We start from the raw sequence: 15,674 nt of genomic DNA, 5'->3' as shown, positions 1-15,674 counted from the left end.
CACACGGGGCCTCTGAGGCCCCGGGGGGAGACGGCCGCGTCACGGCCGGCGGCCGGGCCACGAGAGGCGTCCGGAGAGCGCACACGCCCGCGAAGGCAGCCCCGCAGGACGGTCAGGGCGCCCGCCGACGGACGCGCCGCCGCGGCAGCCGACCAAGGCACCGCCAGGACGCAAACGTCAGCCGACAGCCGTCACCCGGCAGCCGGCCCGACCTCCTCCCGAGGCCCCGCCGCTTCGGCCCCCGCGCGCGCAGACGCCGCGTGCGCAGACCTCGCGTGCTCGGACCCGGGGTTCGCGGATCCCACCGACCCGGATCCCGCCGCCCCGGACCTCACCGTCTCCGGGACCCACGCGGGCAGCGGCTCGGTGCGCCCGGTCCATTCCGCGGGCGGCGCTCCGGCCGGGCCGGCCGCCGCGACGACGCCTCCCACCACCGCGCAGGTGGTGTCCACGTCCCCACCGGCCCGGGCGGTGGTCCAGAAGGCCTTCCGGAAGTCGTTCCCCGCCCGCGCCGCGGACCAGAGGGTGAACGGAACCGTGTCCTGCGCGGTGCTGCGCCGCCCGCAGCCGACCACCGCGGCCACGGTGGCGGAGTCCTCGTAGTCGAGCAGCGTGCGCACCCGCTCCAGGCCGAGGCCGACCATGCTCCGGGCCGGCAGCAGGGCCAGCACCCCATCGATCAGCTCCTCCGGGCGGTACGCCCCCGCGGACCGTGCGACCAGGGCCGCGGCCGCGGCGACCGCCTGCGCCCCGGCCACCCCCTCGGGGTGACGGTGGGTGGTGACGGCCGACAGGGTGGCCTCACGGACCGCGCGCTCCGGGTCGTCCGCGAACCAGGCGCCGAGCGGGGCGACCCGCATGGCGGCGCCGTTGCCCCAGGACCCCTGGCCCTCGAACAGCGCGGCGGACAGCTCACGCCAGTCACCGCCCTCGCGGACCAGGCGGAGCATCCGGTTGACCGCCGGGCCGTAGCCGCGGTCGAAGTCGTGGTGCCGGGCGAAGGCGGCGGCCAGTTCGTCCTGGTCGACGCCGCCGCGCGCCGCGAGGACGGCCACCACCGAGCAGGCCATCTCGGTGTCGTCGGTCCATCCCCAGGTGCCGGGCGGGAGGTCGCCGCCCCGCAGCAGCGGCCCGTTGGCGGGGACGAAGAACTGGGAGCCGAGGGCGTCGCCCACGGTGAGGCCGGTCAGGGAGGCGAGGGCACGGTCCAGGCGTGCTCCCGGGTGGGAAGAGGGGTCAGTGGTCGGGGTCGTCACGCTGCCATCCTGCCGGTCGCCCCCGCCTCCGGCCAGGGGCTTTCGGCACGGGCTCGCGCCAGCGGTCGAAGGGCCGGTCCAGGGTGTATTTGCCGTTCTCCCCGAGAACGAGCATGCGGGTCTCGCCGTTCCCGGGGTTGGAGAGCGACTCGAACTCGTCGACCGTCCAGTGGAACCAGCGCATGCAGAAGAGCCGCATCGCCAGGCCGTGGGTGACCAGCAGGACGTTCGGCGGGTGGTCGGGGTGCTCGAAGCTGCGGAACAGGCTCTCCAGGAAGCCGCCGACCCGGTCGTAGACGTCGGCGCCGGACTCCCCCTGGGCGAAGCGGTAGAAGAAGTGACCGTAGGCGTCACGGTTCTCCTTCTGACGCGCCACGTCCTCGGGGTCCTGAAGGTTGCCCCAGTCCTGCTCACGCAGCCGGGGCTCCTCGCGGACCCGCACCCGGGCGGGGTCGAGCCCGAGACCCTGGAAGGTCTCGTGGGTCCGGCGGTAGGGCGAGACGTAGACGCTCACCCGTTCCTCGCCGAACACGTCGCGGAGCCGGCGGCCGGTCTCCTCGGCCTGCCTCCAGCCCTGGGCGGTGAGGGGGAGGGCGTGGTCCGGGGTCTGCTCGTAGACGGAGTCGTCGGCGTTGCCGGCGGACTCGCCGTGCCGGACGAGGACGATGCGACGGGGTCGGGGCATACCGGCAACCCTAGATCGGGTGCGGGCGCCCGCGACGGCCTCCCGGCTTCTCAGGGACGTTCCGCCGGAATCACCGTCCACGTGGGCTCCAGATCCACTATGTCGCCGTCGAGGTCCGCCACGTCCGCCTCGAGCTGGGCGCGCAGAGCGAGCCGTTCGATGCGCTCGGTGCGGTACTTGGCCCGTTCGGCGGTCGACTGCCACATGGAGAGGATCATGAACTCTGGCCCCGGAGCCTCGGCGAACAGTCCGCGCACCATGCCGGGGGACCCCGCCATCGCGGGGTTCCACACCTTCTCCTGCATGAGCGCGAAGTGCTCGGCGCGCTCCTCGTGCACCCGACAGTGGGCCACCCGGACCCGGTCGGCCTCGGCGAAGCGCGGCAGGAAGCCGGTCTTCACGTCGAACCGGTGGGTGAAGAGCCGGACCCGGGGGTCGCGGAAGGTCCCGGCCTGGGCGGTGGCCAGCCGGTCGTGGGAGAGCGCCATGAACGAGTCGTAGAGCACCCGGCTCTCCCAGAAGGAGAAGAGGTGCACGACGCCCGGCCGCATCCGGCTCCATCCACCACCCTGCCCATGGAAGCCGGACTCGCCGCGCAGACCCGCCCATTTTCGCTGCCCCTGCTCGAACCCCCGGGGGTCCGTGACCGTGCAGCGAATCCACTTGACCAGCACCGCGCCATCGTACGGCCACGGAGAGCAGCGATGGGGGGCGCGAACTACCGGCGCACTCACCGGTGATGGCTCGCACACGCGTGGCAGGATGGACAACCGGCCTTCCACGCGGTCCGATTGGACCGGACGGGCGGGCAACAAGCCGCCGCGTCACGGGCGTCGGAAGGCCGCACGGACCCAGGCCCAGGGAAGGGGAGACAATGTCCGGCAGCGTTTCCGGCATCGGCAAGGGGATCGCCAAGGTCGAGGTGTCACTGAAGTGGGACCCCAGCCCGATGGGGCAACCGGCGATCGACCTCGACCTGGTGGCGGGGGTCTACCGGCACGCCGACCCGCACGGTACGCCCGCGTACGTGGTGCACTTCGACAGCCGCTCGCCCGACGGCACGATCACTCTGAGCCGGGACAGCCGAGACGGCAAGGGGTTCGGCTGGGACGAGGTGATGACCCTCGAACTCGACCGCCTGGCCGAGGAGTTCGGCCGCGTGGTGGTCGGCGCGGTGATACAGCAGAGCAACGGGGAGCGCGCCTTCTCGCAGGTCCCCCAGGCCCGCTACCGGGTGGCCGAGGGGTACACGGCGCTGGCCGAGGACGACTTCGCGGCGGTCCCCGGCGCCCGTGCGGCCACGCTGGCCGAGTTCGTCCGCGAGGGCGGCCGCTGGCGCTTCCGCCCGGCGGTCCGGGGCTTCGACGACGCGGAGCGTTTCCCGCAGACCATGGGCGCCGCGAGCGACACCTGACCCGTCCCGCACCTCCACGAACCCCGACGAGGGGCCCGGATGCGGGCCCCTCGTCGGGCGTAGCGGCGACGCAGCACCGGGCGTGCCGGCGACGCCGACTGCCGGTGGCACAGCACCCCTACGGCGCCGGCTCACCACCGGCGGGCGACGACCGGTCGCCGGCAGCCAGCGCGTCACGCGGGCTCCGATATCAGTCCTGGCGGTCGAGCAGCGCCAGGCAACCGTCCCGGTGGGCCCGCACACGCCGGACGGGCCCGATCGAGCCCCGGTCCCCGTGCGTCCCGGCAAGCCCCGGGACGCACGCGACGGCGGGAGGAGCGTGGAGCTCCTCCCGCCGTCGGCGTTGTCAGCGGGTCGCGTCACCCGCGCGGGTCACGCGACACCGCCCGCGGTCAGCTGCAGCCGCTGGTCGAGCCGCAGCCCTCGCAGACGTAGCAGGAACCGGCCCGCTGCATCTTGGTGCCGCAGGAGAAGCACAGCGGGGCGTCGGCCTGGATGCCCAGCTGCATCTCGACCAGCTCCGCGTTGGTGTGCGACTCACGCGGCGCCGGCTTGGCGGCCGGGGCCTCGGCCTTCGGCGTCACCACGGGCGCCGACTGGGCGAGGGTCTCGGTGTCCATGTCGTCCTCCTCGAAGATCGGCTCGTAGGAACCGGTCTCCAGGTGGCGCTGACGCTCCTCGGCGGTGTGGATGCCGAGCGCGGACCGCGTCTCGAAGGGCAGGAAGTCCAGCGCCAGGCGGCGGAAGATGTAGTCGACGATCGACTGCGCCATCCGCACGTCCGGGTCGTCCGTCATGCCGGCCGGCTCGAAGCGCATGTTGGTGAACTTCGAGACGTAGGTCTCCAGCGGCACGCCGTACTGCAGGCCCACCGAGACGGCGATGGAGAAGGCGTCCATCATGCCGGCGAGGGTCGAGCCCTGCTTCGACATCTTCAGGAAGACCTCGCCCAGACCGTCGTCCGGGTAGGAGTTGGCGGTCATGTAGCCCTCGGCGCCGCCGACCGTGAAGGAGGTGGTGATCCCGGGCCGTCCCTTCGGCAGGCGCTTGCGCACCGGGCGGTACTCGACGACCTTCTCGACCTTGGCCGGGGCCTCGGCGACCGGCTCGGCCTTCTTCTCCTCCTCCTTCTTCTTGGCGGAGAGGGGCTGGCCGACCTTGCAGTTGTCGCGGTAGATGGCGAGCGCCTTGACGCCCAGCTTCCACGCCTCGAAGTAGATCTCCTCGACCTCCTCGACGGTCGCCGTCTCCGGCATGTTGACCGTCTTGGAGATGGCGCCCGAGATCCACGGCTGGATCGCGGCCATCATGCGGACGTGGCCCATCGGGGAGATGGCGCGCTCGCCCATGGCGCAGTCGAAGACCTCGTAGTGCTCCGGCTTGAGGCTCGGCGCGTCGATCACGTTGCCGTTCTCGGCGATGTGGGCGACGATCGCCTCGATCTGCTCCTCCTGGTAGCCCAGGCGTCGCAGGGCCTGCGGCACGGTGCCGTTGACGATCTGCATCGAGCCGCCGCCGACGAGCTTCTTGAACTTGACCAGGGCCAGGTCCGGCTCGACGCCCGTGGTGTCGCAGCCCATGGCCAGACCGATGGTGCCGGTCGGGGCCAGGACGGACGCCTGGGAGTTGCGGAAGCCGTTCTGCGCACCGAGACGCAGGACGTCCTGCCAGGCCTCGGTCGCGGCAGCCCACACCGGGGAGTCCAGGTCGTCCATGCGGACGGCCACGGCGTTGGCGTCGGAGTGCTGCTTCATCACGCGCTGGTGCGGCTCGGCGTTGCGGGCGTAGCCGTCGTACGGGCCGACGACGGCGGCCAGCTCGGCGGAGCGGCGGTAGGCGGTGCCGGTCATCAGCGAGGTGATGGAGCCGGCGAGGGAGCGGCCGCCGTCCGAGTCGTAGGCGTGACCGGTGGCCATCAGCAGGGCGCCGAGGTTGGCGTAGCCGATGCCCAGCTCGCGGAAGGCGCGGGTGTTCTCACCGATCTTCTCGGTGGGGAAGTCCGCGAAGCAGATCGAGATGTCCATCGCGGTGATGACCAGCTCGACGACCTTCTGGAAGCGCTCGACGTCGAAGGACTGCTTGCCCTTGCCGTCGTCCTTCAGGAACTTCATCAGGTTCAGCGAGGCGAGGTTGCAGGACGTGTTGTCCAGGTGCATGTACTCGCTGCACGGGTTCGAGCCGTTGATCCGGCCGGACTCCGGGCACGTGTGCCAGTGGTTGATGACGTCGTCGTACTGGATGCCGGGGTCGGCGCAGGCCCAGGCGGCCTCGGCCATCTTGCGGAACAGGTCCTTGGCGTCGATCTCCTCGATGACCTCACCGGTCATGCGGGCACGCAGGCCGAACTTCGACCCGGTCTCGACGGCCTTCATGAACTCGTCGTTCACGCGGACCGAGTTGTTGGCGTTCTGGTACTGGACGGACGTGATGTCGTCGCCGCCCAGGTCCATGTCGAAGCCCGCGTCACGCAGGGCGCGGATCTTCTCCTCCTCCTTCACCTTGGTCACGATGAAGTTCTCCACGTCGGGGTGGTCGACGTCGAGGATGACCATCTTGGCCGCGCGGCGGGTGGCGCCGCCGGACTTGATGGTTCCCGCGGAGGCGTCGGCGCCGCGCATGAAGGAGACCGGGCCGGAGGCGTTGCCGCCGGAGGAGAGGAGCTCCTTGGAGGAGCGGATGCGGGACAGGTTCAGGCCCGCGCCCGAACCGCCCTTGAAGATCATGCCCTCTTCCTTGTACCACTCCAGGATCGATTCCATGGAGTCGTCGACGGAGAGGATGAAGCAGGCGGAGACCTGCTGCGGCTGCGGCGTGCCGACGTTGAACCAGACCGGGCTGTTGAAGCTGAAGATCTGGTGCAACAGGGCGTAGGCCAGCTCGTGCTCGAAGATCTCGGCGTCCGCGGGCGAGGCGAAGTACTTGTTGTCCTCGCCCGCCTTGCGGTACGTCTTCACGATCCGGTCGATCAGCTGCCGAAGGCCGGTCTCCCGCTGCGGCGTGCCGACCGCGCCGCGGAAGTACTTGCTGGTGACGATGTTGACCGCGTTCACCGACCAGAAGTCGGGGAACTCGACGCCACGCTGCTCGAAGTTGATCGAGCCGTCGCGCCAGTTGGTCATGACGACGTCACGGCGCTCCCAGACCACCTCGTCGTACGGGTGCACGCCGGGGGTGGTGTGGACACGCTCGATGCGCAGTCCCTGCCGGGCCGCAGCAGCCTTGGAACCCTTGGCCCGGGAACCTCGTGCCGGACCGCTCGCCGTCTCTGTCATGCCGCCTCCCTGTATCGGGCAAAACGCCCTGAAGTGCCCCGTTCTTCCCATGGGGCACGTATCTGTCCTGTAAGCCGTGGGACGCCCTCGCGCCGTCGCCCACGACCGGTCCTTCCTCCACCGCCGTCCGGTCCGGCCCGGGCCGCTGCCCCGGTGCCGGTCCGCCCGCTCAGTCGGCGGCGCTCACGGGCACGGGAGCGTTCACCGGCTCCGCCTGCCCGCGGTCGTCTTCCCGGGCCCGCACGCCCGAAGCGTCGTCACCCGAAGCGTCGTCACCCGAAGCGTCTCCACCCGAAGCGTCCTGCGCCTCCTCGCCGGGGGCGGGACGCCTTGCCTCCCTCAGCTCCACGATCGCGCCCTCGAAGTCCTCCAGGGACTCGAAGGCCCGGTAGACGGACGCGAAGCGCAGGTAGGCCACCAGGTCGAGCTCCTGGAGCGGGCCGAGTATGGCCAGCCCCACGTCGTGCGTGGTGAGCTCGGCGCTGCCGGTGGCGCGCAGCGCCTCCTCGACCCGCTGCCCCAGCTTGGCCAGGGCGTCCTCGGTCACCGGCCTGCCCTGACAGGCCTTGCGGACGCCGTTGATGACCTTGCTGCGGCTGAACGGTTCGGTGACCCCGGAGCGCTTGATCACCATGAGTGAGCACGTCTCGACGGTGGTGAACCGCCGGGTGCACTCGGGACACTGCCGGCGCCTGCGGATCGACGTGCCGTCGTCGGTCGTACGGCTGTCGACGACCCGGCTGTCGGGGTGCCTGCAGAAGGGGCAGTGCATGGTTCTCCAACCCTCCTCGCAAGCAGAAACAACGGCCTCAGGGACCCCGTGGGCCCCTCGAAGCGAGCACCAGCATAGGCGATGGCCCGGGGCCCGCAGACCACCCCCACCACAACTTCTGGGTGGCGCCGGAAATACAACCACTACATGTGGGGCCGCGGTGGGAAATGGCGGAACGCGCACCTCAGACGCGCGTGTCCCGTCCGGCGGGCCGCGCCGGACCCGGGGGCGAGCCGCGCCGGGCCGTGGGAACGGGGCCGGGAGAGCGCCCGCGGAGGCCGTCGGCGACCGGTTGGGGAGGTAGCGTGAGCACCCGGCGGACACGGCGCGCGGCTCCTGGGAGGATGCCGGGCCGGAGAGTGCCATGAGGTCGGCCCGCCGGGATACCGGATGGCAGACTGTGGGTCGTCCGGAGCGGCGCGGACCGGTGTGAAGCGTATACCGATGCCCTCTTTCGCCCCGGGACGGGGTGGTGTGCGGCCTTACACCCGAACACGGACACGTGTCAGAGGGAACGGCATTTTTCACTCGAACGTGTGTTTGGCGCAACCTTTCGAAAGCCTCTACCGTTGTGCAGCAGGGAGACCATCGAGAGGGGCCGACGTGACCACCACCGCAGACAGCGCCACCATCACCGCCCAGGACCGCTCCCAGGGGCGTAGCGAGCCGCAACACGCGGTGAACAACGCCGGGATCAACACCGCGATGAACGAAGCCACGCACCCTGAGGGGCCAAAGCGGTCCCTGCCGGGCCGACCTCCCGGCATCCGGGCGGACAGCTCGGGCCTCACCGACCGCCAGCGGCGCGTCATCGAGGTGATCCGTGACTCGGTGCAGCGCCGGGGGTACCCGCCGTCGATGCGGGAGATCGGGCAGGCCGTCGGCCTCTCCAGCACCTCCTCCGTGGCGCACCAGCTGATGGCGCTCGAGCGCAAGGGATTCCTGCGCCGCGACCCGCACCGGCCGCGCGCTTACGAGGTCCGCGCGTCGGACCAGGCGGCTCCCGTCCAGCCCACCGACACCGCGGGCAAGCCGGCCGCGTCCTACGTGCCCCTGGTGGGCCGTATCGCCGCCGGTGGGCCGATCCTGGCCGAGGAGTCGGTCGAGGACGTGTTCCCGCTCCCCCGCCAGCTGGTGGGCGACGGCGAGCTGTTCGTGCTGAAGGTCGTCGGCGACTCCATGATCGAGGCCGCGATCTGCGACGGCGACTGGGTCACGGTCCGCCGCCAGCCCGTCGCGGAGAACGGCGACATCGTCGCCGCGATGCTCGACGGCGAGGCCACGGTGAAGCGCTTCAAGCGCGAGGACGGCCATGTGTGGCTGCTGCCGCACAACGCCGCCTACGAGCCCATTCCGGGCGACGACGCCACCATCCTGGGCAAGGTGGTCGCGGTCCTGCGCCGCGTCTGAGGCAGGCGGCCGTCGGCCGCGTTCGACCGGGCCCCGGAACCCCTGCGCCGGTTCCCGGGGCCCTGCCGTGTCCGTATGCGGTGCCGGGCCCTTGAGCCGAGCCCTTGAGCAGGGTGCCGGTGGGCAGGCAGGGCCGCCCGGTGGGCACGGGGCAGGCACCCCCCGGGGCAGGCACCCCCCGGCAGGTCGGCTGCGGGTGCAGCGCTGCCCGAGGTGCGCGAGCCGTCGCCTGCACGGCCACCAGGCCACCGCAGAGGTTCCGCAGGGGCCGTGCTTGGCATCAGGCGGTCCCGAAGCCGACGGGGTGCGGCCAGAGGCCGGGGGAACGGCCGAGGGCATGGTCGGCGACAAGGGCGACGGCCGCGGCGGCCGCCGCCCGTCGCCGACCGTTCGCCGCGGGCGGCGGTCCTAGAGCCCTTCCTCCCGCGCCTTCGCGTCGATGGCGGCCAGCGAGCGGCGGACCTGGTTCGGGTCGGTCGTGTACCAGAAGTCCGGCATCCCGGCCTTGAGGAAGCTCCCGTACCGGGCCGTGGCCAGCCGCTGGTCGAGGACGGCGACCACGCCGCGGTCACCGGTGGCCCGGACCAGGCGGCCGGCCCCTTGCGCCATCAGCAGTGCCGCGTGGGTCGCGGCGACCGCCATGAAGCCGTTGCCGCCGCCCTCCTCGACGGCCTTCTGCCGCGCGCTCATCAGCGGGTCGTCGGGCCGGGGGAAGGGGATCTTGTCCATGACCACCAGCTGGCAGCTGGGTCCGGGCACGTCCACGCCCTGCCAGAGGGAGAGCGTGCCGAACAGGCAGGTCCGCGGGTCGGCGGCGAAGTTCTTGATCAGCTCGCCGAGGGTCTCCTCGCCCTGCAGCAGGACGGGGAACTCCGGGATCCGCTCGCGCAGCTCCTCGGCCGCGATCTGCGCGGCCCGCATCGAGGAGAACAGGCCGAGGGTGCGCCCGCCGGCGGCCTGGATCAGCTCGGTGAGCTCGTCCAGCATGTCCGCCCGGTCGCCGTCCCGGGCCGGCCGGGCCAGGTGTTTGGCGACGTACAGGATGCCCTGCTTGGGGTAGTCGAACGGCGATCCGACGTCGACGCCCTTCCACTGCGGAAGGTCGTCGCCCTCGACGCCCTCGCGGCCGAGCCCCAGCGACGCGGCCACGCCGTTGAAGTCCCCGCCCAGCTTGAGCGTGGCGGAGGCCAGCACGACGCTGCGGTCGGCGAACAGCTTCTCCCGCATCAGCCCGGCCACCGACAGCGGCGCCACCCGCAGCGAGGCCCCGAACCGGTCGTGCCGCTCGTACCAGACGACGTCCCACTCGTTGTGGTGGGTGATCCGCTCGGCGACGGCGTGAACGTTCTCGACGGAGGCCAGCGCCTGCTTGCGGACGGCGTCCTCGTCCTGGACGGACTTGTCCCGGGTGTTGCCGAGGGCGGTGATCACCGACCGGCAGGCGTCCCGCAGCGCGGTGAGCGCGTAGGACAGGTTCTCGGGGATCTCCTCCAGGCGGCCCGGCAGCGCCAGCTCCATGACCCGCTCGAAGCCCTCGGAGGCGGTCTGCAGCTGGTCGGCGTACTTCTCGTCGACCAGCTTGGCGGCGCGGCGCACCGCGCGGCCGACCTGGCCGGGCGTGAGCTCGCCGGTGGCGACGCCGGTGACCCGGGAGACCAGCTCGTGCGCCTCGTCGACGATCAGCACCTCGTGCGGGGGGACCACGGGGGCGCCCTCGATGGCGTCGATGGCCAGCAGCGCGTGGTTGGTGACGATCACGTCGGCGAGCTTGGCCCGCTCGCGGGCGGCCTCGGCGAAGCACTCGGCGCCGTAGGCGCACTTGGTGGCGCCCAGGCATTCACGGGAGGACACCGACACCTGCTGCCAGGCCTTGTCGGAGACGCCCGGGGTGAGGTCGTCCCGGTCGCCGTTCTCGGTCTCGTCGGCCCAGTCGCGCAGCCGGAGCAGGTCCTGGCCGAGCTTGCTGGTGGGGGCGGCGGCCTCGAACTGGTCGAAGAGGCCCTCGTCCTCCTCCTGAGGCACGCCCTCGTGCAGCCGGTGCAGGCACAGGTAGTTGGAGCGGCCCTTGAGGATGGCGTACTCGGGACGGCGCCGCAGCAGCGGGTGCAGCGACTCCACCGTGCGAGGCAGGTCGCGCTCGACCAGCTGGCGCTGCAGGGCCAGGGTGGCCGTGGCGACGACCACCCTCCCCCAGGATCTCGACTCCGCTCGATCAGGGGGGACCCCCATCCCGTGCGCGAGGGCGGGCACCAGATAGCCGAGCGACTTTCCGGTACCGGTGCCGGCCTGGACCAGCAGGTGCGTGCCGTCGTCGATGGCCTCCGCGACGGATTCGGCCATGGTCACCTGGCCGGGACGCTCCGTGCCGCCGACGGCCGCTACCGCGGCGTGCAGGAGTTCGGGGAGAGAGGGCTTCGTCATAGCGCCACCAACCCTAGTGCGTCCCTCCGACAACGCCCCGCCCACGGATCAGCAGGGCAGCGCGTTTGCCGGGCAGCGCCAGCTCGGCGGCCCGGCGGAACCCGGCCCTCCGGAAGGCGCCGATCGAGGCATGGTTACGGACGTCGGGCTCGGCGACGACCCGTGGGCAGGCCGGGCGCCGGTCGAACACCAGCCGGACGACGGCATCCAGCAGCAGGGCGCCCAGACCGCGGCCGCGGTCGGCTGCCTCGCCGATCAGCAGGTGCACACCGGTGTCGTGGGGGCGCGCGGGGTAGTGGTCCGCGAGCGGGTCCAGGTCGGCGCGGTAGATCTCCCAGTAGCTCATCGCGCGCCCGTCGAGCAGCCCGAGGCAGGGCAGGCTCCGGCCTCCGCTGCCGCCGACGCCACCGCTACCGCCACCGTTGCCTCCGTCACCGCCGTGCTGGGCGCGCAGGTGCTCCTCGGTCCGCCGGGGTGGCCCGGCGAGCTCCCAGAAGGCCGCCACCGCGGGGTCGTTCATCCACCGGTGCACGAGACCGAGGTGTTCGGCGACACTCACGGGCAGCAGCCGGAACTCCCCGGCACGGGTGGCGACCGGTGCCCAGTCGCCGGCCCGTCCCGGGCGGTGGGACCCGTACCGGAGGGGCGCGGCCTGGACGGCGCGGGCGGGCGCGACGGCGGTCATCCGGCGTACACCGGGTTGGCGAGGGTGACGTACACCGACTGCGTGTCGACCGGGCCGACGAGTTCGTCGAGGCCGTGCAGCCGGGTGAGCAGGTTGGCCTTGCACCGCAGCAGCGGCTCGTCGAGGAGCCGGGCGGGCAGCGGGGAACGGGTGCGGCCGGGCCCGGTGGCCACGTCGGACAGGAAGCGGCGGAACGCGGCGAGCAGCAGGCGCTCGTCGGCGAGCCGCTGCGAGCCGAACGCGCCGATGAGGCCGAGGACGTTGTTGACCCCGAGGTAGTAGGCGAAGCGCTCGTCGGTGACGGCGTCGGCGACGAAGGTGTCGCTGCGGCGGCCGACGCCGGGCAGCAGGGCCTCCAGCTCGGCCCGGCGCGACTCGCGGAAGTAGTACCCCTGGTTGTCCCGGTAGCGGCCGCCGGCCGGCCAGCCGTCCGCGTCCAGGGCGACGAGGGTGTTCTGCTGGTGGGCCTCCAGGGCCACGCCCGCTTCCCCGTCCAGCCACAGCACCGGGCGGACGACGGCGTGCAGGTAGCGCAGGAGCCACTCGGCGCAGACCGCGTCCAGGGGCCGTCCGGTGCGTTCGGAGAGACCGGTGACCAGACCGGCGAGCCGGGAGACCGGGCGGCCGGGCCGCCGCGCGCAGGCCGGGCGGGGGGCGCAGAGCGCGGCGACGCACAGCACGTCGTCGGCCGGCCCGAACGGGTTGTGCCGCAGCACCGCGTCGAGTCCGCGCACCGGGCTGCCGTCCGGCGCGTCCACGGCCAGCCAGGCGGGGTCCCGGACGATGTCGAAGCCGGGGTGCGCGGCGCGCAGCCGGGCGCCGAGGTCACCGCGCAGCAGCCGGTGGACCTCGACGCCCCGGTGGAGTTCCTTGCGGAGGTTCTCCCGGAGCGAGTTGGTGACGCGCAGGCCCAGCGACAGCTTGAGCATGACGGGGGCGCCGGTGCGGTACAGGGTGCGGACGGAGGAGGTGGGGCTCCAGGGCTCGCCCCGGACGCCGAGGTCGGTGAGGAGGCCGGCGTCCAGCAGCGCCGTCACCCGGCCGTCGTCCCGCAGCCGTCGCCACTGCCAGGGGTGCACGGGAAGCAGGGCGTGCCCGGGCGGGGCGTCGGGGGCCGGGCCGTGCAGCCGGGCGACGAGGTCCTGGGCGGGCACGGTCCTGCCGACCTCGGTCCAGGCCGAGTCCGCGGCCAGGGCGCCGGGGGCGACCGCGACCCAGTGCAGGGGGAAGGCCCCGCGGGTCTCCGGGGAGTACCGCACCAGCTCCTCGTCGGTCAGTCCTTCCCGGCTCTTGGGGGCCGGGTGGAAGGGGTGCCCGAGGAGGAGGGCCTGCTCGGCGCCGAGGAAGAGGTCGGGGACGGGAGCCGGACCGAGACCCCGGCCGTGGAAGCGTTCGGTCAGGAACACGGCGGTGCGGCGGGCCGAGTCGATCACCCGGGCCACCGGGCCGGGGCCGTCGCCGGGTGCCGCTCCCGGTCCAACGGGCGCCGTGGCGGTCCCCGCGTACGGAGCCCCCTCGTACGGAGCCCTCGCGTGCGGACCCGTCTCCACGTGGGCCGCCGTCTCCCGCGCCAGCAGCGCGGCCAGCAGCGCCGCGTCCACCGGGGGTGTGGAGGCGGGCGCGGCGGCGGGCCGGGGCGCGCCGAAGCGGTGCAGGCCGGTGGGCGACCAGTACCGGACCGGCACGACCAGCTCGGCGCCGCACGCGGGCAGCGGCACCCGCAGCGGCAGACCGGGCGGCGGCGCGGGCAGGTTCCGCTCCCGCACCCAGCAGCGCAGCAGGTTCTCCACGGTGGCGGCGTCGGCCACGGCCGAGGGATCCGCGCCCTCCAGCGGGTCGGCGACGGCGCCGCCGTCCGAATCGGCGTCGCCGCCGGTGGTCCTGGCGCGGGGCAGGAGGGTCGGCTCGGTGGGCGGGGTGACGTTCAACTGGTCCTCACAGCAGGGGTGGTGCAGAAGTACGGGCGATACGGGCCGAGGGCGGGACGGGCTCGCGGGCGGACCGGGGCGGCGAGCACGGCCCGCAGGCGCCGCCCCGCACGCCACGGCCGGCAGGCGCGGGACGGTGGAAAGGTCCGGACGGCGGGCGGCCGAAGCGCGCCGGTGGTGGCCGCACGCCCGCACCGAACCGCCCGCCGTCGGGCCGCGGACGCGCGGGGCCCGCGCGCGACTTCGGCCGCAGACGTGCCGGACCCGCAGGCGGGCGGGACTCGGCGACCCGCGCACGTCGGCGGGGAGTGCTGCACCCCGTGGGCGTGCGGGACCCGCGCGGTGCCGACCGGGGACGGGCCCGGCCGCGTGGACGGCTCAGGGCCGTGCGGCGTCCGCCGCGGCCCCCACCGCGTCGGCCAGCCGCTCCAGTACGGCGTCCGCCTGTTCGTCGCTGACCGTCAACGGCGGCAGCAGGCGCACCACTTCGGCGTGCGGACCGCCGAGGCCGACGATCAGACCTCGCCGCAGGCACTCCCGGCGCACCGCCGCCGCCTGCCAGGACGCGCCGCACGGAACCCCGGTGACCGGGCCCGCGACTGCGGACGCGTCCGAGTCCGGGTCCGCGTCCGTGAACTCCAGGCCCAGCATCAGCCCGCGCCCGCGGACGCCCGCGACGGACGGAAAACGGGCGACCAGTTCGCGCAGTCGGGCCAGCATGCGCTCCCCCACCACCGCGGCCCGCTCGGCCAGCCGGTGCTCGCGGACGTGGGCGAGGGTCGCCGCGCCCGCCGCCATGGCGAGCTGGTTGCCGCGCGCCGCGTCGGCCGACGCGGCCCGGACCGCCGAGGCGGCCGCACGGCCCTCGGCGGCGGGAGCGGCGGCCTCCAGGTCCTCGCGGTGCACCACCACCGCCAGCGGCAGGCTGCCGCCGATCGCCTTGGCCAGCACCATCACGTCCGGGACCACCTCGCTGTGCTCCACGGCCCAGAACGCGCCGGTCCGCCCTACCCCGGTCACCGTCTCGTCGACGATCAGCGGCACCCCGAGCGCCCGCGTCGCCTCCCGCACAGCGCGCAGCCGTCCGTCGTCCAGAGGCTCGGCGACCACTGCGGCGGGCCGCGGAGCTCCCGCGGCGCACCCTTCGAGCAGCGCCTCCACGCTCGCGTGCCCCTCCCCCGGCCGGTCGGCGGGCACCGGGGGCCCGGCGGCCCCGGTGGCGTCCTGGACCAGGCGGGAGGCCACGGCCAGGGCGTCCGCGGCGGCGGGCCCGCAGAAGCGGACCCGCGCGCCCCGCGCCTGCCCGGGCGGCAGCGTGGCGAGCAGTTCGGCGACGAAGCGCTCCTCGACCGGTGTGCTCAGGTCCAGCACGCCGATGGGCGCGCCCGAGTCCAGCACCTCCCGCACCGCCGCCAGCACCACCGGGTGGTTGTGCCCCAGCGCCAGCGCCCCGTCCCCCGACAGACAGTCCAGGTAGCGGCGGCCGTCGGCGCCCTCGACGGTCATGCCCCGGGCGCGCACCGGCACGATCGGCAGGGCGCGCGCGTACGTCCGCGCCGACGCCTCCCGCAGCGGCTGCCTGCGCACGGATTCGGTCAAGGCCACCCTCTGGTCCTCCCGCCGCCCCACGTCGTCGGGGCCTGGCATGGACAGCCGTCCCCTCACCGCTACAACGGCCGGCGCTTCGCGGGGGACACGGGTGAAACCCGAGTTCCGGGAAAGCCGCAGGGTGAGCCGACTCCCCCTCGTGACGGAACCGTTGCCGATCCGTCGGCAGTCGCCCACAGCCACCGCCTAGGGTGGCGGTGGCTGATCGGGCACCGTGGGTGAC

At 73.4% G+C, this 15,674-nt stretch carries 11 protein-coding genes; 2 read left to right on the top strand and 9 right to left on the bottom strand.

The genetic code is table 11. The annotated features are described in order from the left end of the window. Positions 1-191: 191 nt before the first annotated feature. The 3 genes from ACFRAV_RS17755 to ACFRAV_RS17745 are packed head-to-tail and all read right to left on the bottom strand — an operon-like array spanning position 192 to position 2,615. A complete protein-coding gene (locus tag ACFRAV_RS17755) occupies positions 192-1,256 on the bottom strand; it encodes an ADP-ribosylglycohydrolase family protein (protein ID WP_382556473.1) in 1,065 nt (354 codons plus the stop codon). Next, entirely contained in the window at positions 1,237-1,941 is a 705-nt protein-coding gene (locus ACFRAV_RS17750) for a histidine phosphatase family protein (protein WP_382556471.1), read from the bottom strand. The genes ACFRAV_RS17755 and ACFRAV_RS17750 overlap by 20 nt, the downstream gene beginning before the upstream one ends. A gap of 50 nt (positions 1,942-1,991) precedes the next feature. Next, on the bottom strand, positions 1,992-2,615 hold the full coding sequence (locus tag ACFRAV_RS17745; RefSeq protein WP_351117935.1) for a YdbC family protein: 624 nt from the start codon (positions 2,613-2,615) through the stop codon (positions 1,992-1,994). A 200-nt stretch (positions 2,616-2,815) separates the two neighbouring features. On the opposite strand from ACFRAV_RS17745, the gene ACFRAV_RS17740 reads away from it, so the two are divergent. Continuing rightward, complete coding sequence (locus tag ACFRAV_RS17740) at positions 2,816-3,355, top strand: TerD family protein (RefSeq protein WP_382556468.1); 540 nt, start codon at positions 2,816-2,818, stop codon at positions 3,353-3,355. A 392-nt stretch (positions 3,356-3,747) separates the two neighbouring features. Here the strand turns inward: ACFRAV_RS17740 and ACFRAV_RS17735 are convergent, their stop codons facing one another. Together ACFRAV_RS17735 and nrdR are read right to left on the bottom strand one after the other, a co-directional pair. Beyond that, on the bottom strand, positions 3,748-6,627 hold the full coding sequence (locus tag ACFRAV_RS17735; protein WP_382556465.1) for a vitamin B12-dependent ribonucleotide reductase: 2,880 nt from the start codon (positions 6,625-6,627) through the stop codon (positions 3,748-3,750). Positions 6,628-6,796: 169 nt separating this feature from the next. After that, positions 6,797-7,399, bottom strand: a complete 603-nt coding sequence (gene nrdR, locus ACFRAV_RS17730) for a transcriptional regulator NrdR (RefSeq protein WP_382556462.1) — start codon at positions 7,397-7,399, stop codon at positions 6,797-6,799. Positions 7,400-8,002: 603 nt separating this feature from the next. Here nrdR and lexA point away from each other — a divergent pair. Next, complete coding sequence (gene lexA, locus ACFRAV_RS17725; RefSeq protein WP_382556459.1) at positions 8,003-8,809, top strand: transcriptional repressor LexA; 807 nt, start codon at positions 8,003-8,005, stop codon at positions 8,807-8,809. Between the two features lie 408 nt (positions 8,810-9,217). Here lexA and ACFRAV_RS17720 read toward each other — a convergent pair whose 3' ends face one another. From ACFRAV_RS17720 to ACFRAV_RS17705, 4 genes are all read right to left on the bottom strand, one after another. Continuing rightward, complete coding sequence (locus tag ACFRAV_RS17720) at positions 9,218-11,230, bottom strand: ATP-dependent DNA helicase (protein WP_382556457.1); 2,013 nt, start codon at positions 11,228-11,230, stop codon at positions 9,218-9,220. Positions 11,231-11,243: 13 nt separating this feature from the next. Further along, positions 11,244-11,915: a GNAT family N-acetyltransferase gene (locus ACFRAV_RS17715; RefSeq protein ID WP_382556455.1), complete on the bottom strand. Its 672-nt coding sequence runs from the start codon at positions 11,913-11,915 to the stop codon at positions 11,244-11,246. Then, positions 11,912-13,843 carry an IucA/IucC family protein gene (locus ACFRAV_RS17710; RefSeq protein ID WP_382556452.1) on the bottom strand — a complete coding sequence of 644 codons (1,932 nt, stop codon included), beginning with the start codon at positions 13,841-13,843 and terminating at the stop codon, positions 11,912-11,914. Before ACFRAV_RS17710 ends, ACFRAV_RS17715 begins: the two co-directional genes overlap by 4 nt. Positions 13,844-14,221: 378 nt before the next feature. Continuing rightward, positions 14,222-15,490: an aminotransferase class III-fold pyridoxal phosphate-dependent enzyme gene (locus tag ACFRAV_RS17705; RefSeq protein ID WP_382556450.1), complete on the bottom strand. Its 1,269-nt coding sequence runs from the start codon at positions 15,488-15,490 to the stop codon at positions 14,222-14,224. Positions 15,491-15,674 lie beyond the last annotated feature (184 nt).

It is taken from the genome of Streptomyces sp. NPDC056600 (assembly GCF_042792855.1).
In the GTDB taxonomy this organism is placed as follows: domain Bacteria; phylum Actinomycetota; class Actinomycetes; order Streptomycetales; family Streptomycetaceae; genus Streptomyces.
This window is presented reverse-complemented; position numbering and strand designations above follow the sequence as displayed.

Excerpts from the sequence above, each read along its gene's own strand:
- nrdR (WP_382556462.1), bottom strand. The coding sequence starts at position 7,399 with ATGCACTGCCCCTTCTGCAGGCACCCCGACAGCCGGGTCGTCGACAGC.
- ACFRAV_RS17705 (WP_382556450.1), bottom strand. The coding sequence starts at position 15,490 with ATGCCAGGCCCCGACGACGTGGGGCGGCGGGAGGACCAGAGGGTGGCC.
- ACFRAV_RS17715 (WP_382556455.1), bottom strand. The coding sequence starts at position 11,915 with ATGACCGCCGTCGCGCCCGCCCGCGCCGTCCAGGCCGCGCCCCTCCGG.
- ACFRAV_RS17735 (WP_382556465.1), bottom strand. The coding sequence starts at position 6,627 with ATGACAGAGACGGCGAGCGGTCCGGCACGAGGTTCCCGGGCCAAGGGT.
- ACFRAV_RS17740 (WP_382556468.1), top strand. The coding sequence starts at position 2,816 with ATGTCCGGCAGCGTTTCCGGCATCGGCAAGGGGATCGCCAAGGTCGAG.
- ACFRAV_RS17750 (WP_382556471.1), bottom strand. The coding sequence starts at position 1,941 with ATGCCCCGACCCCGTCGCATCGTCCTCGTCCGGCACGGCGAGTCCGCC.
- ACFRAV_RS17720 (WP_382556457.1), bottom strand. The coding sequence starts at position 11,230 with ATGACGAAGCCCTCTCTCCCCGAACTCCTGCACGCCGCGGTAGCGGCC.